This is a genomic window from Rheinheimera sp. (assembly GCF_036782235.1).
Lineage (GTDB): Bacteria > Pseudomonadota > Gammaproteobacteria > Enterobacterales > Alteromonadaceae > Pararheinheimera.
Map to the genome: position 1 here is coordinate 1 of NZ_DAIPZL010000023.1, position 23,739 is coordinate 23,739.

Sequence of the window (23,739 nt, forward strand, 5' to 3'; positions counted from 1 at the left end):
GGCATAGCCCCAGAGCCGATCACCACCTCCATAGGAGGTGGTTTTAAATTGACAACAAAAAAGGAGCCGAAGCTCCTTTTTAAATTGTCATTGGGCGGCTCACCCTTAGTGGGATTCAGCCACGGCTTTTTCCGGATTTTCGTAAATCAGGATGGGCTGTGACTCACCCCGGATCACGGTTTCGTCAATCACCACTTTGCTGACGTCCTGCATAGAGGGTAAGTCATACATAGTATCGAGCAACACACCTTCAACAATAGAACGCAGACCACGGGCGCCGGTTTTACGCTCCATTGCCTTTTGCGCTATAGCTTTAAGCGCGTCTTCACGGAACTCCAGCTCAACGTTTTCCATCTGAAATAAGGCTGCAAACTGCTTCACCAGCGCATTTTTTGGCTGACTTAAAATTTGCATCAGCGCAGCCAAATCAAGTTCAGTTAAAGTGGCAACGACTGGTAAACGACCGATAAATTCCGGAATTAAACCAAACTTGACTAAGTCTTCCGGCTCCACATCGCGGAAACTTTCGGTCAGCGAACGGGTACTTTCTTTGGCCTTTACTTCAGCGCCAAAACCGATGCTGGAACCTTTGGCACTGCGCTGCTCAATAATTTTATCCAAACCTGCAAAAGCACCACCACAGATAAACAGAATCTTAGAGGTATCCACCTGTAAAAATTCCTGCTGCGGATGTTTGCGGCCACCTTGAGGTGGCACCGAAGCCACTGTGCCTTCAATCAGTTTCAGCAGCGCCTGCTGCACCCCCTCACCCGACACATCACGGGTAATGGATGGGTTTTCTGATTTACGGGAAATTTTGTCAATTTCGTCGATGTAAACAATACCACGCTGGGCTTTTTCCACATCGTAATCGCATTTTTGCAGCAGTTTCTGGATGATGTTTTCCACGTCTTCACCGACATAACCAGCTTCGGTTAAGGTCGTGGCGTCGGCCATGGTAAAAGGCACATCCAGTAAACGGGCTAAAGTTTCTGCTAATAAAGTTTTACCACTGCCGGTAGGGCCAATCAGCAAAATGTTACTTTTACCAAGTTCAACATCCTGCTTTGAGTTGCTGTTACGCAGCCTTTTGTAGTGGTTATACACAGCAACAGCCAGTACCTTTTTTGCATGGTCCTGACCAATCACATAATCATCCAGATGAGCACGGATCTCGCGTGGTGTTGGTAATTTATTGCCATCACGCTTGGGCGAAATATCTTTAATTTCTTCACGGATAATGTCGTTGCATAGGTCAACGCATTCATCACAGATATATACCTGTGGACCTGCGATCAACTTACGCACTTCGTGTTGTGATTTGCCGCAAAAGGAGCAATACAACAGCTTGCTGCTTTTGTCGCCGTCAGTGCGGTGATCAGACATGGAACTACCTCTTTCACAATGCGCCTTTCACTTCCTGCAAAAGGCGCCAATCAATTATTTTGCTTCACGTTTGGTTAAGATGTTATCAACCAGACCATAATCCAGTGCCTGTTGGGCACTTAAGAAATTATCACGCTCAGTGCCGGCAATAATTTCTTCATAAGTTTTACCTGTATGTTCAGCCATCAGACGGTTTAATTTTTCTTTGATGGTCAGAATTTCACGGGCATGAATTTCAAAATCTGTGGCCTGGCCCTGGAAACCACCCAATGGCTGGTGGATCATCACCCGGGCATTTGGCAGGCAATATCTTTTGCCTTTGGTACCACCGGATAACAAAAAAGCGCCCATACTGGCGGCCTGACCGACACAAACGGTGGCAATATCACATTTGATATAGCGCATGGTGTCATAAATGGCGAGGCCCGCAGTGACAGACCCCCCCGGAGAGTTGATATAGATGTAGATGTCTTTTTCCGGATTTTCGGACTCCAGAAACAACAACTGCGCCACTATCAGGTTGGCCATATGGTCTTCGACCTGGCCAGTCAGAAAAATAACCCGCTCTTTGAGTAAGCGTGAATAAATATCAAAAGAACGTTCACCCTTGGCGGTTTGTTCGATGACGATGGGGACTAAGGCATTGACTAAATCATTCATATTACGCTCAAGCACCATAAGCTGGATTCCCTAGGAAAAAATAAACGGCAGAAAATAAAATGGCCCGAACACTGCTGCCCGAGCCATTAAAACCGTCTAACTAAACAAAGTCAATGTTAGTTGGCAGCTTGCGGATTCATGATCTCGTCAAATTTGGCTGCTTGTTCAGTCACTTTGGCCTGAGCAAGTACTAAGTCAATCGCCTGCTCTTCTAAAGCAACATTGCGCATGCCTTGTAACAGCTCTTTGTTGCTGTTGTAGTACTGCACGACTTCAGCCGGATCTTCGTATGCAGAAGCGATATTGGCGATTAATGCCTGAACGCGGCTGTCGTCAACCTGCAGGTTGTTGGTCTTGATCACTTCGCCTAATAACAGACCTACTTTCACGCGGTCACGGGCTTGATCAGCAAACAGGGCTGCTGGCAGCTCTGGCAGGTTTTTCGCGTTCACGTTGTTGCCAAAACGCTGCAGCGCCTGACGACGTAATACGTCAACTTCTGCATCAATCAGCGCCTGTGGCACTTCAACTTCGTGAGAAGCTAATAAACCTTTAATCACCTGCTCTTTTACCTTGCCTTTAATGGCCTGGTTCAGTTCACGTTCCATATTTTTACGCACTTCAGCGTGCAGGGCTTCAACGGTCGTTTCCGCTAAACCGAACAATTTCACGAACTCTTCGTTCACTTCAGGCAGCACCTGAGCTTCTACTGACTGCAGAGTGATTGCAAACTGCGCCGCTTTGCCTTTTAAGGCTTCAGCGTGGTATTCAGCAGGGAAAGTCACGTCAATTGTGAATTGTTCACCGGCTTTTTTGCCGATAATGCCATCTTCAAAACCTGGGATCATCCGGCCTAAACCTAAGTCCAGGCTGAAACCTTCAGCTTTGCCGCCTTCAAATTCAACGCCGTCAATTGAACCAACAAAGTCCATTTTTACGCGGTCGCCGTTGGCAGCAGCGCCATCTTTGGTTGCCCATGTTGCGTGTTGTTTACGCAGAGTTTCAATCATTTTTGCCATGTCATCAGCAGAAATTTCTACTGTTGGCTTGGTCACTTCAATTTTGGCTAAACCGTCTAACTTCACTTCCGGATACACTTCGAAAGTAGCAGTAAATTCTAAATCTTTGCCTTCAGCCAGCTGACCAGGAGCAAAAGTTGGTACGCCTGCCGGGTTCAGTTTGTTGGCAACAATGGCCTGGTAAAAATGGTTTTGCATCTGACGTGAAGCAACGTCCTGCAGCACAGACAGACCAAACATTTTTTTGATAATAGCGACTGGCGCTTTGCCTGGACGGAAACCATCAATACGGCGGTGTTTAGCGATTTGGCGGAGTTCTTTTTCTACTTCAGTGCTGATTGCCGCGGCTGGAACCGTGATATTAACACGGCGCTCTAAACCCTGGGTGGTTTCAACAGAAACTTGCATCTTGTTACCTCAAAATCAAAAACGGGCGTGGGGTTTACGCCATCATGCTTAAATCTGGCATGTTTCGCTTACTCAGCACTAGTCAACCAGATCCATTGTTTAATAGGACGCGGCATTATAGCGAGGCTTTTCGAAGTCGTCGAGCATTTGATGAAAAGTCAATAATGGCGCGGCCTAGGGCTTAATTTTTTGTTTTTTTTATTGCAAAAACAACGGCTGATTTCAGCCAGCATGTTGCTTCACCAGCACCATGCGGTGTTCGCCTTTGCCATAATAATCGGCTTCGGTTTTTACACTTTGAAAACCAAATTTCTGATAAAGCGCAACTGCAGCTTTATTGTCCGGAGCAACGGTGAGCCAGAGTTTTTTGCCATCAGCAGGCAGCACTTGCAGCAAATCAGTTAATAACATTTTGCCAATGCCCTGCCCTTGTGCGGCCTGTGCCACGGCAAGCGACAAAATACCAATTTCGCCGGGCCCTTGCTGCGCCGGTGCCGCCAGTATATAACCCAGCAGTTGATCACCACGGCAGGCAAGGCGCAATAAATCCGGCCATAAATCGTGAGCCTGCCGGAAAAAAAACGCCGGATACACCACATCGGCAAAAAGCTCGGCCTCAAGCGCTGCCAGTTTTGTCAGATCGGTCACTGTCGCAGGGCGGATCTGCAGCGGATGTTCAGCATTTATTGCCATATAAACCTCAAAGTAAAATCAGGAACATAAAGTAAAATCGGGAAAATACAATCGCCAATAGGAAGTCACCCTAAGCTGCGGTGCCAAAACTCGCTTGGTTTGAGTCCGGCAGTTTAAAGTGACTGCCTCCAGATTTCATCCGGTAAATTGCTGATATTTCGAGGCTATTGTACATCTTGTTACTGCACACAAAAAAAACTCCGACACCCCATTATCGGAACAGCGCAGAAGCAGCAAAGGATCAACCTTGTGTGTTTATCGCATCACAGCGCAAAAGCAACAGACGGCTATTTACATAAAAAAAGCCAAACTGTTAAGGTGGTTCTCCCCGCTGTCGCCGGTATTTTGTATGCAAATTGATTTAAACGCCGATATAGGTGAAGGTTTTGACGATGTGGCCATCATCCCCTGGATCTCGTCGGCCAATATCAGTTGTGGCGCCCATGCCGGTACTGAAGCGCAGATCCGTGCAGCTATCCGTCATTGTAAAAAAGCGGGTGTAGCCATTGGCGCTCACCCTTCTTATCCGGATAAATCCAATTTTGGCCGAAAGCTCATGCTGTTATCAGCAACACAACTGGGCGACAGCCTGAGTGCGCAGCTGCAGTATTTTTTTGCTTTGTGTGCACAAGAGAATGCCGTCATCCGCCATGTTAAACCCCACGGCGCTTTGTATAACCATGTGGCCAAAGATGAAGCTACAGCAAGGGTTTTGCTTGAGCTGATGCAGCAGCTTTGCCCAAAGCTGCTGTTAGTGACTTTGCCGGATTCAATACTGGCTAAGCTGGCACCAGATTACGGCATCAAGGTGATCAGCGAAGCTTTTGCCGACCGTGCTTACCGTGCTGATGGCAGCTTGGTACCCCGCTCTGAACCTGGTGCATTGCTCTCACCAGAAGCCGCTGTCGCGCAAAGCCTTTGTATCAGCCAGCAGCTGCCGCTGCAGCTTTCAGAGGGACAGCTGTTACTCAGAGCACAAAGCCTGTGTTTGCATGGTGACAGCCCATCAGCAGTGGCACTTGCCAAAAGGCTCAATCAGGCGCTTGTTGCTGCCGGAGTGCGTATCTGCGCCGTAACGAGTGCAGCAGACTCAGGCACTTCAGTCTCAGGCGCTCAGTCTAACGGACTTCACCATGCTGACTGACGTCACTCAAACAGCAATAGTAAACTACTGGCCGCTTTGTGGTGTGGCGCTGGTGATCCTGGGGTTTGTGCTCAGGTTGAATCCGGTGCTGGTGGTACTGGTGGCCGGCATTGGCACCGGCCTTGCGGCGCTGATGCCACTGTCACAAATTTTGTCTGAGCTTGGTGAAGGCTTTTTAAAAACCCGCACCTTGCCGCTGATTTTATTATTACCGCTGGCCATTATTGGCCTGGCCGAGCGTCATGGCCTGAAACAACAGGCACAGGCTTTTATTGCCAGGCGCAAAACAACGTCAGTGGCGAAGTTTTTAACTTTATATCTTGCGGTCCGTGAGGGCACTGCCGCCCTTGGGCTGACCAGCCTGGGCGGTCATCCACAAATGGTGCGGCCTTTAGTGGCACCTATGAGCGAAGCTATTGCCGAGCAGCGCTGGCGCGACATTCCGGCTGTGTTGCAGCAAAAAGTACGGGCTATGGCAGCTGCCACAGACAATATAGGTTTGTTTTTTGGTGAAGATATTTTTGTCGCTTTTGGTGCCATAGTGCTGATGCACACTTTTTTGCGTGAATCCGGCATTGAAACCGATCCTTTGCATATCGCACTCTGGGGCATTCCAACCGCCCTTTGTGCTTTTGCCATTCATGCACTGCGCCTGCACCAGTTTGACCGTCAGCTCAGGCAGCTGCAGCATGCTGCTGTGACCACAGCGTCACAGAGTGACACTCAGGCGCAAACCGATACCCTGAGCAGTTCAAGCACCGGGGGGAAACCATGATTTCACTGAATTTTTTATACCTGCTGCTTGGTTTGTTGCTGTTGTGGATAGCGCTGTTAAGTTTATTTGACCGCACCCTGCCCAATCGTTTTGCCGCAGCCGCTTTTTGGGGCTGTTATGCATTGGTGTTTTTAATAGGCGATTATCTGCCACACAGCCTGGTAGGACTGATGGTGGTACTGATGGCGCTACTGGCAGGCTCAGGCGCACTCAAAGCCAGTGTTCACACCGCCTTATCGCCAAAGCGGCTGCAACACTCTCTGCAAAGGCTGGGGAGCTGGGTATTCCTGCCGCCGCTGCTTATTCCCCTGCTGACAGTTTTTGGTGTCCTGGTGCTGGGGGAAATCAAAGGCGACAGCTGGGCACTTTTGGATCCGAAAAACCTGACGCTGGTCAGTCTTGGTTTGGCTTGCCTTATCAGTCTGCCGGTAGTCTGTGTGTTAACCCGGGAAAAACCGCAGCAAGCCGGTATTGAAGCCAAAAGATTGATGGAAGCCATGGGCTGGGCCGTGTTATTGCCACAGCTACTGGCCACTTTGGGTTTGTTATTTAATGAAGCCGGCGTCGGCACCGCAGTAGCGGCACTCAGTGAAACTTATCTGGCAGTGAATGAACGCTGGGTCGCCGTTGCCGCTTATTGTATTGGTATGGCACTTTTTACCGTCATTATGGGCAATGCTTTTGCCGCATTTCCAGTGATCACCGCAGGTATTGGTATTCCACTTCTGGTGATGCAACAAGGTGCCAATCCGGCTGTGATGGCTGCTATTGGCATGTTTAGCGGTTATTGCGGTACCTTGATGACGCCGATGGCGGCCAATTTTAATATAGTGCCGGCGGCGCTGCTGGAGCTCAAAGATCCCCATCTGGTGATAAAAATGCAGTTGCCAACCGCGTTATCGTTATTGGCTGCCAATATAGTGCTGCTCTATCTGCTGGCATTTTAGCCAGCACAGTTAACCAAAATAGCGCCTGTTGCGCCCTAAAGGAGCCCGCATGAAACAGACCATTTTATTAACAGGTTTTGCCCCTTTTGGTGGTGAAAACATCAATCCATCCTGGCAGGCGGTGCAACAATTACAGGGTTGGCAAGCTGATGACGAAACAGAAGTACAAGCCATTGAGCTACCTTGTGTTTTTGGTCTGAGCCTTGAAAAACTGTATGAAGCAATAAATCAGTTTAATCCTGTGCTGGTGATTGCTGTGGGTCAGGCCGGTGGCCGTACAGCAATCAGCCTGGAAAAAGTGGCGATTAATTATCAGGATGCGCGTATTGCCGACAATGCCGGTAATCAGCCGCTGGGCGAGCCGGTAATAGCCGGAGCACCAACCGCCTATTTTTCCAGTCTGCCACTCAAAGCCATAGTGCAAAACCTGCGACAACAAGGTATTCCGGCCGAAATTTCCTACAGTGCCGGCACCTTTGTCTGTAACCATGTGTTTTATGGTCTGATGCAGGCCCTGGCCGCAACACCAAAAGTCAGGGCCGGTTTTATTCATATCCCTTATTTACCGGCGCAGGCGGCCAGACTTAGCGGCGCAGCCAGTATGACAACAGAACTGGTCGTAGTGGCGTTAAAACAGACGGTGCAGCTGAGCCTGCTGCAACAGCCGGATATTTTATTGGCAGAAGGCACCCTGGATTAGCAGCTTGGGAAAAACCAGCGCCTTAATAACCAACCGGCCGGTGGCGTAATAATTCCTGCACTGTGACAAAACGAAAACCGCGCGCTTTGAGGCCGCGGATAATCTCCGGCACGGCAGTCATGGTATTGCTGCGGCTGTCATACATCACATGCAGCAAAATAATAGAGCCGGCTTTGGCCTGTTGCACAGTAAAAGCACTGAGTTTGGCCGGATCTTTACTAAGCTGCGGATAATTCTCCGGAGCTAAATCCCAGGTTACCGTCAGGCGCTTTTGCTCCGACAAATACCAGGGTAATAACACCAGCTTTTTGCCATAAGGCGGACGGAAAAAATAAGGTTCAGGCGCACCACCCTGTTTCAATAAAGCATCGGTTTGCTCTATTTCCCGGGCGATAAAACCCGGTGTTTTAAATACCAGACGCTGATGGCTGTAACTGTGATTGCCCACCTGATGGCCGGCGTTCAGAATTTTTGGTAACAATTCCGGATGCTGCTCCAGCTCTTTGCCGGTCAGAAAAAATGTAGCAGGCACGTTCTCCGTGGCCAGAATTTGCAAAATTTGTTCGGTTTTGCCGGGCACAGGACCATCATCAAAGGTCAGGGCTATCAAAGGCGCTTCAGTGTCTACTCTGTGTACTAAAGCACCAAATAACTGAAAGTCGGCCATGCTGGACAACCGCCAGGCAGCTGCACCACTAAATAACATCACAACCAGAAAAAATATCGCTCGTATCTGCATGGTCAGGGCTCTCTGCACAGTCCGACACTCACCCGGCCAGCTGAGCTTAATAACGCTTGCTGGCATTCTTTTAGTTATTCAGAATCAACAATTTGCCTTTTGTTGTTGCCTCTGAAGCTGCAGCAGGTGTTAAGCAAATTTAGTGCCTTATTGCATAAAAACTGGCCTGATCTCTGTTGATGCTTAACAACACTCAGCTGGCGTCCAAACCAGGCTTGGCCACTCTCCGATAAAAAGGCCGCTGCCGGTTACAGTTGTTAAAACAACTGACAGTGCAACAGGCAACATCAGAACAGCTGTTACTCAGTGCGCTTCAAAAAACCAGAGGCACTGCGCACAGATTTTCTCAGTTTTTACAGCCAGTTCAGCCCCCTGATAGTTGATATGCCATCGTTAATTAAAACGTTTTAAACTAAAAGGCGCCGCTAACTGCGCAGAGCCAGGCTCTTTTGCCATCAGTTTTAATAACAACCGGGTGGAGCTTGCCGCCATGGTTAACCCCAGATGCTGATGTCCCAAATGAAACCATAAACCCGGAATATCACAACCACTGATCACCGGCAGAGAATCCGGCAACGTAGGCCGCATGCCAGACCAACAGTTGGCAGGGCGGATCTTGCTCAGATCCGGTGAAACATCATTGCCCGCTGCTGCAAGCGCTGCACTAGCCTCCGCTTTGCCGTTTTTGGCATCTTTTAGTTGCGGCTTGTTCAATAATGCCGGCCACAAAGCCTCACCATGGAACCTCAAGCGCTCGGCACGCTGCCAGTTATCGGCAAGCTCTGTGCCGGCAAACTCAACTGTGCCTGCCAGACGCAGCCCTTCCTGCATTGGTGTCATAATCATTTTGCGTTCAAAAGAAGCGACCGGTAGCACCGGCAGCAGCGCAGGGGATGTCATCAGATGGTAACCCCGCTCCGCTTCAATCGGCAGCTTAAAGCCCAGCTGCGCCAACAAGCTTTTACTGTGCACTCCGGCACATACCACCAGTTGCGCTGTGGCAATGATCTGCGGTGTGGCCTCTGACTGCTGCGCAGCAGCCATTTGATTGGGTTCCAGATGCACTGCCAGACCATGGCGGCTGCTGATGTTGGCCACCTTTTGCTGCAAAAATTGCCCGCCCATACTGAGAAACCATTGAAACAATGCCTGATTCAAAAGATTTGGTGAAATGGTCTGACCTACTTCGCTAAACCAGATAGCGTAATTGACGCTGTCGGCAAGGCCCGGGAAACGGCTTTGCAGCTGAGCTTTGGTTAAAACTTCCAGCGCAACCCCCTGCTGGGCATAACTTTGTGCCACCTGCTCTACCTGCGCCAGCGCAGTTTGTTCAAATACCAGCAAACTGCCGTCAGTTTTGATCAAATGAGCACAACCGGCGTCATCAAGCAGCTGCTGCCAGGCCGGTATAGCACTTTGCAACAGCTGTTTCAGCGCCTGCATATTGGCACTGCGCTTTTTTGGTCGCATCTGATTGATAAAACGTACAAAAAACGGCAATGCCTTCAAAAAATAACGCGGCCGTATTGCCAGTGGCCCCAAAGGATCCAGCAAAAAACCGGGTAACTTTGGTAATAACGCCGGATCGGCCAGCGGAAAAACCTGTTCTGTGGCCAAGTGGCCGGCATTGCCAAAAGAGCAGCCCTGACCCACACCATTGCCGTCCAGCAATAACACCTGATGGCCTTGTTGCTGCAAACAACAGGCGGTAACCAGACCAATCACACCTGCACCTATTACCACCATCTGCTGTTGACTGCTGACAGACGACACTGCCCGCTGCTTGTTTGTCTGAACAGTATTGGCACTCAGATTTACTGGCTGCATAAAAAAACCTCTTTGCATATTGTATACAATCTTCATTTAGCTTAGCATGCCATTCAGTTGCCAAGAGCACAATGCCCATTCGAAGTCACAGGAGTAAAAAAATGCAAGTTAACTGGAAAGGTGTATATCCGGCTGTCAGTACTCAATTTCATGCTGATGAGTCACTGAACTTAAACGCAAGTCAGCAAATGCTGGACCGCCTGATCAACGAAGGGGTCAACGGTATCATCGTTTGTGGCACTGTCGGTGAAAACTGCTCTATGTCTGCCGCTGAAAAACGTCAGGTGCTTGCCGCTGCCAAAGAAGCAGTCAACGGCCGGGTGCCTTTGATTTCAGGGGTGGCTGAAACCACCACAGCACTGGCCGCTCAATATGCCAAAGACGCTGAAACCATTGGTATTGACGGTTTAATGGTATTACCGGGCATGGTATACCGCTCGGCGCCACACGAAGCCATTCATCATTTATTACAGGTGGCCAAAAACACTGCGTTACCTGTGATGGTATACAACAACCCGGTGTCTTACAGTGTCGATATTTCGCTTGACAGCATGGAAATTCTGGCCAAGCAGCCAAACATAGTGGCCGTGAAAGAATCGACGGAAGATACCCGACGCATCACCGAGCTTTACAACAGATTTGGCAACCGTTTTACCGTATTCAGTGGTGTGGACGATATAGCGCTGGAAAGCCTGATGTTAGGCGCCACAGGTTGGATCTCGGGCCTGACCAACGTGTTCCCGGAAGAGTCTGTGGCCATTTATCAACTGGCAGCACAAGGCCGTTATGCTGAAGCGCTGGAGATCTGGCGTTGGTTCCTGCCTCTGCTGCGGTTGGATACCATTCCAACCCTGGTGCAATGTATTAAATTAGCTGAACAGCTTGCTGGTCGTGGTTCTGAAACTGTGCGGGCGCCACGTTTAGCACTGAGCGGTGCTGAACGTCAACGTGTGATCAGCCTGTTTGAACAAGCCATGGCTAGCCGCCCAGATCTGCGTAAATTTACGCTGTAAAGTGAAGGAGCAGCGCATGAAACAAGGTACATTTTTTTGCATTGACGCCCACACCTGTGGCAATCCGGTGCGGCTGGTCACCTCAGGCCATCCACAGCTTAACGGCACAACTATGGGTGAAAAACGGCTGGATTTTATCGAACGATTTGATTGGATCCGTCAGGCATTAATGTTTGAGCCACGGGGCCACGACATGATGTCCGGCTCATTTTTGTATCCGCCCTGCTCCGCCAACGCCGACTTTGCTATTTTGTTTATTGAAACCTCCGGCTGCCTGCCGATGTGTGGCCACGGCACTATAGGCACAGTGACAGCAGCGCTGGAAGCTGGTTTAGTCAAAGCCAAAACACCGGGCGAGCTGATTATTGACGTGCCGGCCGGACAGCTCAGAGTGAGTTACCAGCAACAAGGCGACAAAGTCACAGCGGTAAAAATTACCAATATTCCATCGTTTTTATACGCTGAAAATGTGCGCTTTGAGGTACCGGAACTGGGTGAAATGACGATGGATGTGGCTTACGGTGGCAACTTCTACGGCATTATCGAACCTCAGGGTAAATTTAAAGGTATTGAACATCACAGCGCGGCCGAGCTGTTGCGCTGGAGTCCAGTGGTGCGTGAAGCCGCCAGAAAGGTCATTGATTGTGTGCATCCGCTCGATGACAAAGTGCGGGGTTTATCCCATTTACTCTGGACAGGCACGCCCAAACACCCGGACTCCAGTGCCGCCAATGCGGTGTTTTATGGCGACAAAGCCATAGACAGATCCCCTTGTGGTACCGGCACCTCAGCCAGAATGGCGCAGCTTTATGCCAAAGGTTTACTCAAACCTGGCGATACCTTTGTGCACGAAAGTTTTATTGGCAGTCAGTTTGTTGGCACCATTGAAGCTGTGACTGAAGTCGCCGGCAAAGCAGCCATTATCCCGGGCATTCAGGGCTGGGCGCAGGTTTTTGGCGCCAATCAAATCACTGTGGATGACAACGACCCTTATGCTTACGGTTTTCAGGTAATTTAACCATGACTCAGACTATTTTTACTGCAAAAGCGCCCACAGGCACCCAACTCAAGGGTACACAAAGTGCAGCTGAGGCCAAGCCGTCACTTTACATCAGCGGCCAGCATTATATACAGGGCCAATGGCAAGCCGAAAAACCCAATAGTTTCAGCGCCGTCAATGCCGTCACTTTTGCGCCTTTGCCCTGGCTTTTTGCCGAATGTCAGGCAACAGAGCTTGATAACGCCTGTGAAGCGGCCTATCAGGCGTTTTTAATCTACCGCGAAAAAACTGCACAGGAGCGTGCTGCCCTGCTCAGGCAGATGGCGCAGGAGCTGCGTGCAGCTGGCAGTGACATTATTGCCATTGCCAAGCAAGAAACTGCGCTGACAGAACTGCGTTTGCAAGGCGAGCTAACCCGCACCTGCAATCAGCTGTTGATGTTTGCAGAGGCGCTGGAAACACAACCTGAAGGTTTGGTGGTGCTGGACAACGCTTTACCGGACCGCCAGCCACCCAGACCTCAACTTGCGCTTACACAACTGCCGCTTGGCCCTGTTGCCGTTTTTGCTGCCAGTAATTTTCCACTGGCTTTTAGTGTGGCCGGTGGTGATACAGCTTCAGCGCTGGCTGCGGGTTGCCCTGTGGTGGTCAAAGCACACAGCGCGCACCCGGCCACCAGCGACAGAGTGATGCAGGCTTTAGTGCATGCCATTGAACTTTGTGAAATGCCAAAGGCGGTACTGAGCCTGGTGCAGGCGAAAAATTACGATATCAGCCATCAGCTGGTGAAACATCCGCGTATTAAAGCCATGGCTTTTACCGGCTCGTTCCGGGTGGGGATGGCACTGAAAGACTCGATCAATCAAAGAGCTGAGCCTATTCCCTGTTACGCCGAACTTGGCAGCTTAAACCCGCAGCTGATTTTGCCGGAACTGGCGCTGAGTAGCGCCACCGAACTGGCGCAGCAACTGGTGGCTTCCACTACGGGTTCCGGCGGTCAGCTTTGTACTAAGCCGGGTTTGTGGTTGTTGCCACATACAGCGGCAGCTGAGCTGTTGCTCGACACTGCCATCAGCGCCATGCAGCAGGTTCAGGCCCAAACTTTATTACACCCCGGCATCTATAACACTTATCAGGCACAAACTGCCGAACGGGCTTTGCAGGTGAAAACCTTAGCAACGGGTTTTAGTGCCGATAAACAGGCCAGCGCTTTGCTCTTTAGCTGCAGCCTGACTGAGCTGCTGGCCACACCTGCGCTTTGGCACGAGATTTTTGGCCCCAGTGCTTTGGTGGTGCGGTATCACAGCCTGACCGAACTACAGGCTTTTATCGCACAGTTACCTGGCCAGCTGGCGGCCACAGTGCATGGGTACCAGGCCAATTTGCCGGTGCATCAGGCGCTTTTGACTCAGCTGGAATATCAGGTGGGTCGCATTATTCTGTCGCAAATGCCAACAGGGGTGGAAGTGTGCGCCAGTATGCAACATGGCGGGCCATTTCCGTCGTCCAGCGATGTACGCAGCACTTCAGTGGGCCTGGCGGCTATGCAGCGTTTTTTACGGCCTTTATGCCGGCAGAATTTTCCGGTGCCAGCCTAAGGGCAAAACTGCAGAAAAAACCACCGCTTGCTGGTGTTTTTTTAACAAAAGGTCAGCTGTTGCTGGCCTTTTTTTTGGTTGTCAGTAAACTAGTTCCATGATTTATCAACCAGGTTTGTTATGGCCCTCGAATTTAAAACCAGAACTCAAGTTGTAGTAGAAGCGATCCGCGCCCAGATCTTATCAGGTCAGATTAAAGCCGGAGAGCCACTGCGTCAGGCGGCATTGGCCGAACAACTGAATGTCAGCCGTATTCCAATCCGCGAAGCTTTGTTACAGCTGGAAGCCGAAGGTCTGGTGAAGTTCGAGCCACATAAGGGTGCTACAGCCACCCAAATCAGCCCTGAGTTGATTGACGAATTATTTGAGCTCAGAGCCCTGCTGGAATGTGATTTATTGGCCCGTTCTATTCCGTTATTAACTGAAGAACATCTGACCCAGGCCCGGCAAACCTTATTAAGGCTGGATGATGCGCTGCAAAGCCCGGACGCTGCAGATCGTTGGGCTGAGCTGAACACAGAATTTCACAACTGCCTCTATGTAGCCAACAGGCCGCAAAGCCATGATATGGTCAGCAATCTGAATAAAAACGCTGATCGTTATATCCGTATGCATTTGCAACTGGCCGGTGGTATTGAAAAAGCCAGCAGCGAACACCGCAAATTACTGGACTTATGTGCTGAGGGCAAAGTGGAAGCCGCCTGCAACGAACTGCGCGACCATATTCTGCACGCCAAAGACGAAATTAAATCTTTTTTACAACGTCAGGATAGTTAAGCGGCTCATTTAACAAGCAACACAGCACGCTTCACCTCAACCATTTAAAAACCGGCATTATGCCGGTTTTTTTTGCTTTCAGATGCCGTCATCACTCACAGTGCAACATCAGGTATTGTTTAAATGGCAATATGCTGTCTGACCCTTTCGGCTAAACCTAAACCTGCTTCTGACATGGTCAGATAAGTGTGGTCGGCGCCGGCTGCGATAATGGCTTTGGCTTCGTCGTGGTGCATGCTGTGCGACACGATCAAACCGCTAAAACCTGCGTCCCTGAGCTTACGGGCGGCAATAATTTTGGCTTCCATATCACTCATACACAAAAGCACCGCCTGTAACCTGCTGATATCCAGACCCTGCCAGAAGATCTGATCTTCTGCGTCAGCAAAAAACACATTGTTGCCTTTTTCCTGATGTAGCCGCACCCGCGCCGGGTCTGAGTCGAGCGCCGCTAAATGGGTTTTATGTTGTAAATAATCATAAGCAGCGGTACCGGTGCGGCCCATCCCCATGATCAACACCTGGGCATCCCCAAGCGACACCGGCTGTTCATCCGGGTGGCGGATATTGCGTTCAAATGGAATGAGCCGGCTGGCCAGCTTTTCATACAGCGGGTGAGCAAAACGGTTCAGGGGCGCCGATACCACAAAAGAAAGTGCGACAGTCAGCGCCAGCGGTATTAAAAACTGCGGCATGGCCACACTTGCCACTATCAGCGCAAATTCGCTGTAGTTAGCCAGAGTTAGCCCGGATAAGAAGGCACTGCGGGCACGCAGTTTAAACAGAATTAATAACGCAAAAAACAAGGCGCCCTTGAGCGGCAATAACAAGGTCATTAAAGCGGCAAAAATCCAGGCCTGTTGATCAGGCAAACCACCCAAACCAATATTGAGGAAAAAACCAACCAGGAAGAACTCTTTTAAACCCCACAAAGTTTTGGCCAGTTCCCCCGCCCTTGGATGGCTTGCCAATAGAGCGCCAAATACCAGAGCGCCCAGCTCAGAACTTAAACCCACCAGATGGAAACCACCGCCCCCCAGCACCACCGCCAGCAACACACCAAATAAAATTTGTAAATCGTCGTGGCCGGTCAGGTTCAGCAGCTTGTATAAAGCGGGCCGGATCAGTGGTAATGCAAATACCAACAGCGCCCAGGGCGATGGCGTGACCCCTTGTGACAGGCTCATCAGCGCCATGGCAAATAAGTCCTGCATAATTAAAATACCCACGGCCACCCGGCCATGAAAAGCCCTTATTTCCCTTTTACCTTCCAGCACTTTGGCGGCAAGTACAGTGCTGGAAAATGCCAAAGCAGCGCCCAGCATCAGGGCATGGTACCAGTCAGGTTCAAACGCCAGATAGATCACCGGAGCATATAACAGCGCTGATACCACAAAATGCAGCATAGAGCCGCCCAGCACTTCGGGTTTACCCAGGCTTCGGATATTGAGTTTTAAACCCACGGTAAAGAGCAACAACAACACGCCAAGGTGAGAAACATGGTCAATAATGGGTTTGCCCACCGGAAAATCGAGCTCAGGCGCACTTAAGGTGATCATAAAACCGGCCGCCAGGTACCCCACCAAAGGCGGCAAACCAATTAACCGCACCAGCATGCCAAGGCTAAAGGCAAAACCTATCCAGACCGCTTCTAAAATCATAATTTTCCTTGTGTTTTCTACCAGTCGCCGAACACTGTTGCCGCTTTAATCAGAATAAATCAGCAGGCAGCCTGTCGCTAAAAGAAGATATCAGAGGCTAATTTAGCAAATTTTCCGGAAATATTTGCAGGTAAAACAGTGTTTTATTGGCTGATGTTTTGTTCAGGCGCAAATTTTGCCAAAAAACAGCCGTTCGCAGGACCTGCCTATTAAACAAAAAACCTAGCTAAGCTGGCTTTGTTTTTTCAGCGCTATGGCCGCTTTGGCCTGTTGCCATTCGGCCTGGGTAATAGCGCTGGTGGTATCAGCAGGTGTGCCCGCAAGCTGTAATTTGCGCTCGGCCAGCTTTTGATAAATCACCGCATGCTCAGCGTCACTGCGTTTATTCCAGTCCACTATTTCTTCAATATGACGATAACAACCCATGCAGATTTTATCGGCGTTGAGTTTACAGCTGGCAATACAAGGTGAATCCATCACAGACTCCGGCTCAGAGAAAAAGGCGATTATGCCGTAAAAGCCTGGCCGCCTTAAGCGCTTTATCGGCAACCACCAGCACATCAACGCAGCAGCACTAAAAAGCCCTTACTCAAACAGCGTATTTATGGCAAGTTACCTGACAAATAAAGCGCCGTAAAATTGCCGCTTACAGGCAAAAAATACAACAAATCAACAGCCCTTTTTAAGGAACAACAATGCAAAAACGCCATCCATTAAAGCTGAGCCTGCTGGCCATCGCCTTTTCTGTTGCCTCAGTGCAAGCCAGCGACGACAAAAACAAATGGGATGTGAATAAACCTCAGGGAGAGTTTAAAAGCATCGATATTAACGTCAGCTCAGGCACCTGGATGAACCTGGATGTGAGTCCGGATGGCAAAACTATTGTGTTTGATTTGTTGGGCGATATTTACAGCATGCCGATGACCGGCGGCAAACCTAAACAGCTGACCAAAGATATCGGTTGGCAGATGCAGCCTAAATTCAGCCCGGATGGCCGTTATATCGCTTATACCAGCGATGAAGGTGGTGGCGACAACATCTGGGTGATGAAGGCCGATGGCTCTGACGCCAAAGCGGTCACCAATGAAACCTTCCGTTTATTAAACAGCCCGGACTGGAGCCCGGACGGTGAATTTATTGTGGCGCGTAAACACTTTACAAATACCCGCTCTTTGGGCGCCGGTGAAGTGTGGCAATACCATAAAACCGGTGGCACAGGTGTGATGTTAACGGCCAAAGCCAATGATGAAAAAGACTTGGGTGAACCGGCTTTTTCACCGGACGGTAAATACATTTATTTTTCGCAAGACGACACGCCGGGCAAAACCTTCCATTACAGCAAAGACTCTGAACAGGGTATTTATGTCATTAAAAGGTTTGAACGTGAAACCGGCAAAATAGAGGTGTTGCTGCAAGGCGCTGGTGGTGCAGTACGGCCTACCCCGTCGCCTGATGGCAAAAAACTGGCTTATATCCGCCGTGTTGATTTTCAGACCAGCCTGTTTTTATATGACTTAGAAACAGGTGAACATACCAAGCTGTATGACCAGCTTGACCGCGATATGCAGGAAACCTGGGCTATTCATGGTGTGTACCCCAGCATCAGCTTTACGCCGGATAACCAGCATATTGTGTTTTGGGCCGGTGGCAAAATTAACAAGCTCAGCCTGAACAGCAAAGAAGTCAGCGATATTGCTTTTCAGATCAATACCAAAAAACAAATTCAGCACGCGGTAAGGGTACAACAAAACCTGAAGCAAAAAGATGTTGATGTAAAAATGCTGCGTTTTGTGCAGACATCCCCCGATGGCCAGACTATTGTGTATTCGGCGCTCGGCCATTTATACAGTGTTAGCGCCAAGGGCGGCTCGCCAAAACGCCTGACCAGTCAACAAAGCCACTTTGAGTTTTATCCACAGTTTTCCCGCGACGGTAAAAAGCTGGTCTATGTCAGCTGGCATGACGAACAACAGGGCATGCTCAAAGTGCTGGATTTAACAACAAATCAAAGCACAGACGTATTAAAACAACCGGGCAAGTATGTGGAACCTACCTTTAGCCCTGATGGCAAAACCATCCTATTCCGTAAAGCCGGTGCCGGCAGTTTGCTGGATAAAAAATGGTCATTAAACACCGGCTTATATCAGGTGAGTGCGGCAGGCGGCGAGCCGGAGCTGATTAGCCGCACAGGCTATGCCCCCCATTTCGGTGATCGCAGCGACAGAGTTTTTGCTATGGATTATGGTGATGAGCCGACGCTTTTAAGCATCGATTTAAAAACCCAGCAAAGCCGCACTTTATACAAAGCCAAATACGGCACTGAATTTAAGGTATCGCCAAATGGCAAACTGGTGGCCTTTGCCGACCGCTTTAAAGTGTATGTCACGCCTTTTGCTGAACGGGGTGCTGCCCTGGATTTAAGCGGCAGTGACACCCAGTTCCCGGTCAAACAATTGTCGGTGCGCGCTGGCGAGAACATCAGCTGGAGTGGCAACAGCCAGCAGCTGTACTGGAATTTAGGCCCTGAGCTTTATCATGCCGACATTACAGCCATTTTTGAGCTGCAATCAGATAAAGGCAGCAAAAAAGAATTTGCCGTCAAGAACGGCCAGAATATCAGTTTTAAAACCGCAGCTTATATCCCAGAAGGTGTGACCGCTTTTGTCGGTGGTCAGGTGATCACTATGGAAGGTGACGATAGCAGCGGCGTGATTCAAAACGGTGTGGTACTGGTAGAAAATAACCTGATCAAAGCTGTGGGCAACAAAGATGAAGTCAGTATTCCAGCCAACGCCAAAGTGATTGATATCACAGGCAAAACCATAATGCCGGGTTTATTCGACGCCCACGCTCACGGCAGTCAGGGGGTGAATCAGCTCATTCCACAGCAAAACTATGCCAACTATGCCAGTCTGGCGCTGGGGGTGACCACCATTCACGACCCGTCCAATGATACGCAGGAAATTTTCACCGCCAGTGAAATGCAAAAAACCGGCGCTATTGTTGGCCCACGGATTTTCTCCACCGGTACTATTTTATATGGTGCTTATGGCGCTGGTTACACCTCGCATATCGACAGCCTGGATGATGCCAAATTTCATTTAGAGCGGCTGAAAAAAGTCGGTGCTTTTTCGGTCAAAAGTTATAACCAACCCCGTCGGGAACAGCGCCAGCAGGTGATCCAGGCCGCCCGTGAGCTGGAGATGATGGTGGTGCCGGAAGGTGGCTCATTATTACAACATAACCTGAGTATGGTGGTGGATGGCCATACCACGCTGGAGCACAGCCTGCCGGCGGCCAAACTTTATGACGACGTAAAACAGCTGTGGCAACAAAGTGAAACTGCGTATACACCCACCTTAGTGGTGGCTTATGGTGGCATCTGGGGTGAAAACTACTGGTACGATAAAACCGAAGTGTGGAAACACCCGCGTTTAAGCCAATATGTGCCTATGGACGAACTGCGCCCACGCGCTATGCGCCGCCCTACCGCACCGCTGCATCATTACAACCATTTCAGCATTGCCAAATCGGCCAAAGAACTGAATGACTTAGGCGTGCTGGCCAATATCGGCGCCCACGGTCAAAGGGAAAGTTTAGGGGCACATTGGGAGATCTGGATGTTTGCCCAAGGGGGCATGAGCCCGTTGCAGGCGCTGAAAACCGCTACGATAAACCCGGCAAAAACCTTTGGTATGGACCATCAGCTTGGGTCTATCAAAACCGGTAAACTGGCTGATTTAATAGTGATCAACGGCAATCCGCTCAATAACATTCAGGACAGCGACAAGGTGGAACTGACCATGGTCAATGGCCGCTTATTTGATGCAGCCACCATGCATGAACTGAACGGTAAACAGCAGCAGCGTAAAGCCTTTTATTTTGCGCCAAAATCATAAAGCACAACAGCTGCGATCTTGCTGAGACCGGCTAAAGCTTACACAGGAAGTGATGACATCAGGCCCCGCTTTTCGGGGCCTTTTTTATCTGATTTTTTATAGAAACAGCGTTTTAGGCCCAAATACCACTCATTAAAAAATACTTCGTCCCTCAGTAGGTAATGCTCGCAGATCGCTGACATACTTCAGGCATGATGTCGCAGAATAAACGTCTGATAATGATTCAGTTTTCTTATCTGTTGTTTTCAAAGTGGTTATCAAAGTTGTTATCAAGCTTGCTGGCAAAGCCCCTGTCACTGCTGTCAGGCTGCGCGCTGCTGCTGAGTCTGCAAACACCCCTTTATGCCGCACATCCACCACTGCGTTACCATTCGCTGGCCGATGATTTGATCAATGCGCCTGTCACCAGTTATGGCCTGACTTCGGATCAACAGGGTTTTATCTGGATGGCTAATCAGCTGGATGGTTTGCAGCGCTTTGATGGTTATCAGCTGCATACTTTTGCTTTTGCGCCCTCTCAACTGCACAACTTGCCACCAAGTATCAGCGCTGTGCAGATAGATAAAAAAAACCGGGTTTGGGTTGGCAGCTGGGGCCATGGCCTTGGCATGTGGTCGGCCGACCGGCAACATTTCAGCCACTGGCCCGCACCAAAGAGCGCGCCCGGTTATCCGGCGCTTACCCCGGTTCAAGCTCCGCTGCTGGCGCCACAAGGTGAATTAACCCAGGTGCAGTCATTATTTGCCGATCAGCAGCAGCGGCTTTGGGTGGGGACCACAGCCGGCCTGTATTATCTCGATGCTCAGGACAGACCAAAACAACTCAGTCATTTGATCTCACAGCAGTTGGCGGGGCTGAGGTTCTGGCAAATCCGCCAGTCTGATGATCAGCGCCTGTGGTTGGCCACTTCCGCCGGTTTATTTGAACTGAGCCATGATTTAACCCGGTTAAGGCGCTGGACCGCCAGCGCCATGCCGCCTTTTGATCACAATCAACGCAATCTGGAAGTCAGGACAGTGCTCCCCGTCAAAGACGGTGTCTGGTTTGCCACCAGCGAAGCTTTATATTTTCTTGACCATAAAAAACAGCAGTTACGGCCACTGGCAGCGCCACAACTGGCGCTGGCGCGTATTCATAAACTCACCCAGCTGCGCGATGGCTCCATACTGATTGGCAGTGGCAATGGTTTGTATCAACTCAAAGCGGCGTTTAGCTACCGCCAGCAATTACATAAGCTGATGGATGCACTGGATGTCCGTGACATATTGCAGGACCACAATGGGTTGCTATGGATAGCCAGTCGCAACAGAGGTGTGTTTAAACTGCAGCTGTCGCCGCCCCAATTTAGTTTGTTGCACGATGCACAGGAAAAAAACTGGTTTGAACCCGGCCTGCACCGTATTGCCAGCCAGCTGTACCATCAGGGTGTATTGTGGCTCGGTTTAGAAAATGTAGTGCTGAGTTATCACCTTGAACAACAACAATGGCAACAACATCGTTTCCCGGCAGAAGCACTGGTCAAACTGGTACAGGGACTGGCCGCCGACAGCAGCGGTAAGTTGTACGCTGCCACCGACAAAGGTTTGTTCAGCCTGCAAGGACGCAAAGGTTTTGTCGCCGAAGAGGCGCCTTTTGCCAGCCATCCACAGCTGAAGCAACAAAGTATTATGGCGCTGAGTTTTAGCCCGGATGGCATGCTGAATATAGCATTATGGCAACAAGGTTTATTGCGCTGGCATCCGGATAAACCCGACCAGAGTGCCGTATTGCACCCTGTTGCCACCGGCATTGGCAATTCCATCTTACAGATAGTGCCTGTTGATCACATCTTGTGGCTGGTCAGCAGCAACAGTGGCTTGTACCGGCTCGACACTGAAGATGACAGCCTGCGGCATTTTTCCACCTCCGCCAGCTCAGTGCCGCAGCTACCTTCCATGTATTTGCCTTGCGCCTGGTCCGACAGCACCAGTCAGGTGTGGTTATGCAGCGACCTTGGGTTGTTAAAACTGGATTTACCCAGCAACAGATTACAACAATTTACCAGCAGCAGTGGTTTACCCGATCCAAGAGTGATTGCCATTGCCGCATCCCCTGCCCAGCGGGAACTGATCAGCAAATCAGGTAAAACCCTGACACAACAAAGCCAGCCGACCTCATTATGGCTGGTCACCAGGCGCGGCCTGGCCGAGCTTGACCGCAACAGCATGCAAATTCGCAGTTACACCGATTTAGACGGTATCACCCCCTTATTGCTGGAACAAAGAGCGCTCAGTGCTGACGGCAATGGCCGTTTTTATCTGGGCAGTGGTCGGGGGGTGCTGAGCTTTATCCCGCAAAAGCTGTCGGCACAACACAGCACAGCCCCCCTGGTGCTCACCAGATTACAGCTTGACCGGCAAAGTTTGTGGCAAGTACCTGACGCTGCGATGCGCCCACTCAGGGTTGCGCCCGGCAGCAAAAATCTGCAGTTTTATTTTAGCCTGCTCGATTATCAGCATAACCGCCATCAGTACCGCTATCGTTTATTGGGGCTGGATGAGCAGTGGCAGCACAATGGCCATCAGCATAGTGTGAGTTTTAGCAATCTGGCTCCAGGCCACTATCAGCTGGAAGTCGAAGTGACCGGCAGCCGGCAAAACACCGCCCCACTGCGCATTCAGTTTGAAGTTGAGCGGCACTGGTGGCAATACAAACTGTTGTGGCTGCTGGCAGCGCTGACGGCACTGGTGTTTTGTGCTGCGCTGGTGCGGCTGCGGCTTGATCACTTAAACCGAAAAGCACATAAACTCAATCAGTTGGTGGCCAAACGCACGGCAGATTTAGCCAGCGCCAATAAACAACTGGCCAGTCAGGCCAGAACTGATTATCTGACCCGGTTACCCAACAGGCTGGCCTTCAGCGAGCAATATCAAACCGTATTGCACCATTGCCAGCGTGCTGGGTCGCCACTGTGCCTGGTGTTAATTGATGTCGATTTTTTTAAACAGGTGAACGACAACTTTGGCCACGACGCCGGTGATTTGGTGCTCAGACAGCTGGCCGAAACCATGTCGGCGCGTTTAAGGCAGCAGGATGTGCTGGCCCGTTTTGGCGGTGAAGAGTTTATTTTATTATTGCCCGACACTGCAGTGGCCGGTGCACAGATTTTGTGTGAAACCTTAAGACTGGCGGTAAAACAACTGCACATTCCGTATCAGCAACAACAACTGAGCGTCACGGCCACCTTTGGTGTGGTGGAAATTAACAGCCCACATAATGAGTTATCCTACTGGCAACAAAAAGCCGACCGGGCTTTGTATCAGGGCAAGAAAAACGGCCGGGATCAGGTGGTGCTGTATCAGGATTTGGCTGAACCGCACGATTAAGCTGCTGGCTGTCACTGCAACGGCCGTGACGGGCACAGCAACAGCATAAAACAACGCTTTAAGTGACATTGGTTCGATTTCATCGGATGATTAACGCCATATTTGACAATATTCAACAAATTATTTTG

At 50.1% G+C, this 23,739-nt stretch carries 18 protein-coding genes; 10 read left to right on the forward strand and 8 right to left on the reverse strand.

Translation table 11 applies throughout. The annotated features are described in order from the left end of the window. Positions 1–105 precede the first annotated feature (105 nt). The 4 genes from clpX to V7P87_RS16090 all read right to left on the reverse strand — a co-directional run bounded on the left by clpX (position 106) and on the right by V7P87_RS16090 (position 4,166). Positions 106–1,386: an ATP-dependent protease ATP-binding subunit ClpX gene (gene clpX, locus V7P87_RS16075; protein ID WP_333798347.1), complete on the reverse strand. Its 1,281-nt coding sequence runs from the start codon at positions 1,384–1,386 to the stop codon at positions 106–108. A gap of 54 nt (positions 1,387–1,440) precedes the next feature. Beyond that, the gene (gene clpP / locus V7P87_RS16080) at positions 1,441–2,046 is read right to left on the reverse strand and encodes an ATP-dependent Clp endopeptidase proteolytic subunit ClpP (RefSeq protein ID WP_260656263.1); all 606 of its coding nucleotides are present in this window, start codon (positions 2,044–2,046) and stop codon (positions 1,441–1,443) included. A 116-nt stretch (positions 2,047–2,162) separates the two neighbouring features. Then, entirely contained in the window at positions 2,163–3,473 is a 1,311-nt protein-coding gene (gene tig / locus V7P87_RS16085) for a trigger factor (protein ID WP_333798348.1), read from the reverse strand. A 222-nt stretch (positions 3,474–3,695) separates the two neighbouring features. Further along, complete coding sequence (locus tag V7P87_RS16090; RefSeq protein WP_333798349.1) at positions 3,696–4,166, reverse strand: GNAT family N-acetyltransferase; 471 nt, start codon at positions 4,164–4,166, stop codon at positions 3,696–3,698. A 349-nt stretch (positions 4,167–4,515) separates the two neighbouring features. Between V7P87_RS16090 and pxpA the strand changes: the two genes are divergently transcribed. Genes pxpA through pcp form a run of 4 tightly spaced genes read left to right on the forward strand, consistent with a single transcriptional unit; the run spans position 4,516 to position 7,732 of the window. Further along, on the forward strand, positions 4,516–5,310 hold the full coding sequence (gene pxpA / locus V7P87_RS16095; RefSeq protein WP_333798350.1) for a 5-oxoprolinase subunit PxpA: 795 nt from the start codon (positions 4,516–4,518) through the stop codon (positions 5,308–5,310). Continuing rightward, positions 5,300–6,085, forward strand: coding sequence for a DUF969 domain-containing protein (locus tag V7P87_RS16100; RefSeq protein ID WP_333798351.1), 786 nt, complete (start codon positions 5,300–5,302; stop codon positions 6,083–6,085). Before pxpA ends, V7P87_RS16100 begins: the two co-directional genes overlap by 11 nt. Further along, positions 6,082–7,032: a DUF979 domain-containing protein gene (locus V7P87_RS16105; RefSeq protein ID WP_333798352.1), complete on the forward strand. Its 951-nt coding sequence runs from the start codon at positions 6,082–6,084 to the stop codon at positions 7,030–7,032. The genes V7P87_RS16100 and V7P87_RS16105 overlap by 4 nt, the downstream gene beginning before the upstream one ends. A gap of 49 nt (positions 7,033–7,081) precedes the next feature. Continuing rightward, entirely contained in the window at positions 7,082–7,732 is a 651-nt protein-coding gene (pcp, locus tag V7P87_RS16110; protein ID WP_333798353.1) for a pyroglutamyl-peptidase I, read from the forward strand. Positions 7,733–7,754: 22 nt separating this feature from the next. On the opposite strand, the gene V7P87_RS16115 is transcribed toward pcp, so the two are convergent. Together V7P87_RS16115 and V7P87_RS16120 are read right to left on the reverse strand one after the other, a co-directional pair. Then, the gene (locus V7P87_RS16115; RefSeq protein WP_333798354.1) at positions 7,755–8,471 is read right to left on the reverse strand and encodes a polysaccharide deacetylase family protein; all 717 of its coding nucleotides are present in this window, start codon (positions 8,469–8,471) and stop codon (positions 7,755–7,757) included. A 393-nt stretch (positions 8,472–8,864) separates the two neighbouring features. Then, entirely contained in the window at positions 8,865–10,244 is a 1,380-nt protein-coding gene (locus V7P87_RS16120) for an NAD(P)/FAD-dependent oxidoreductase (RefSeq protein WP_333798355.1), read from the reverse strand. 155 nt (positions 10,245–10,399) lie between these two features. On the opposite strand from V7P87_RS16120, the gene V7P87_RS16125 reads away from it, so the two are divergent. The 4 genes from V7P87_RS16125 (at position 10,400) to V7P87_RS16140 (ending at position 14,686) form a co-directional block, all read left to right on the forward strand. Next, positions 10,400–11,311, forward strand: a complete 912-nt coding sequence (locus tag V7P87_RS16125) for a dihydrodipicolinate synthase family protein (protein ID WP_333798356.1) — start codon at positions 10,400–10,402, stop codon at positions 11,309–11,311. Positions 11,312–11,327: 16 nt separating this feature from the next. Beyond that, positions 11,328–12,329, forward strand: a complete 1,002-nt coding sequence (locus V7P87_RS16130) for a 4-hydroxyproline epimerase (RefSeq protein ID WP_333798357.1) — start codon at positions 11,328–11,330, stop codon at positions 12,327–12,329. A 2-nt stretch (positions 12,330–12,331) separates the two neighbouring features. Then, the gene (locus V7P87_RS16135) at positions 12,332–13,909 is read left to right on the forward strand and encodes an aldehyde dehydrogenase (NADP(+)) (RefSeq protein ID WP_333798358.1); all 1,578 of its coding nucleotides are present in this window, start codon (positions 12,332–12,334) and stop codon (positions 13,907–13,909) included. A 120-nt stretch (positions 13,910–14,029) separates the two neighbouring features. Beyond that, on the forward strand, positions 14,030–14,686 hold the full coding sequence (locus V7P87_RS16140) for a GntR family transcriptional regulator (protein WP_333798359.1): 657 nt from the start codon (positions 14,030–14,032) through the stop codon (positions 14,684–14,686). Between the two features lie 119 nt (positions 14,687–14,805). Here the strand turns inward: V7P87_RS16140 and V7P87_RS16145 are convergent, their stop codons facing one another. Further along, complete coding sequence (locus tag V7P87_RS16145) at positions 14,806–16,347, reverse strand: cation:proton antiporter family protein (protein ID WP_333798360.1); 1,542 nt, start codon at positions 16,345–16,347, stop codon at positions 14,806–14,808. A gap of 222 nt (positions 16,348–16,569) precedes the next feature. Next, entirely contained in the window at positions 16,570–16,824 is a 255-nt protein-coding gene (locus V7P87_RS16150; protein WP_333798361.1) for a DUF1289 domain-containing protein, read from the reverse strand. A 218-nt stretch (positions 16,825–17,042) separates the two neighbouring features. Here V7P87_RS16150 and V7P87_RS16155 point away from each other — a divergent pair, with 218 nt between their 5' ends. Together V7P87_RS16155 and V7P87_RS16160 are read left to right on the forward strand one after the other, a co-directional pair. Continuing rightward, positions 17,043–20,246: an amidohydrolase family protein gene (locus V7P87_RS16155; RefSeq protein ID WP_333798362.1), complete on the forward strand. Its 3,204-nt coding sequence runs from the start codon at positions 17,043–17,045 to the stop codon at positions 20,244–20,246. Between the two features lie 263 nt (positions 20,247–20,509). Beyond that, a complete protein-coding gene (locus V7P87_RS16160) occupies positions 20,510–23,611 on the forward strand; it encodes a ligand-binding sensor domain-containing diguanylate cyclase (protein ID WP_333798363.1) in 3,102 nt (1,033 codons plus the stop codon). The last annotated feature ends 128 nt before the right edge of the window (positions 23,612–23,739 follow it).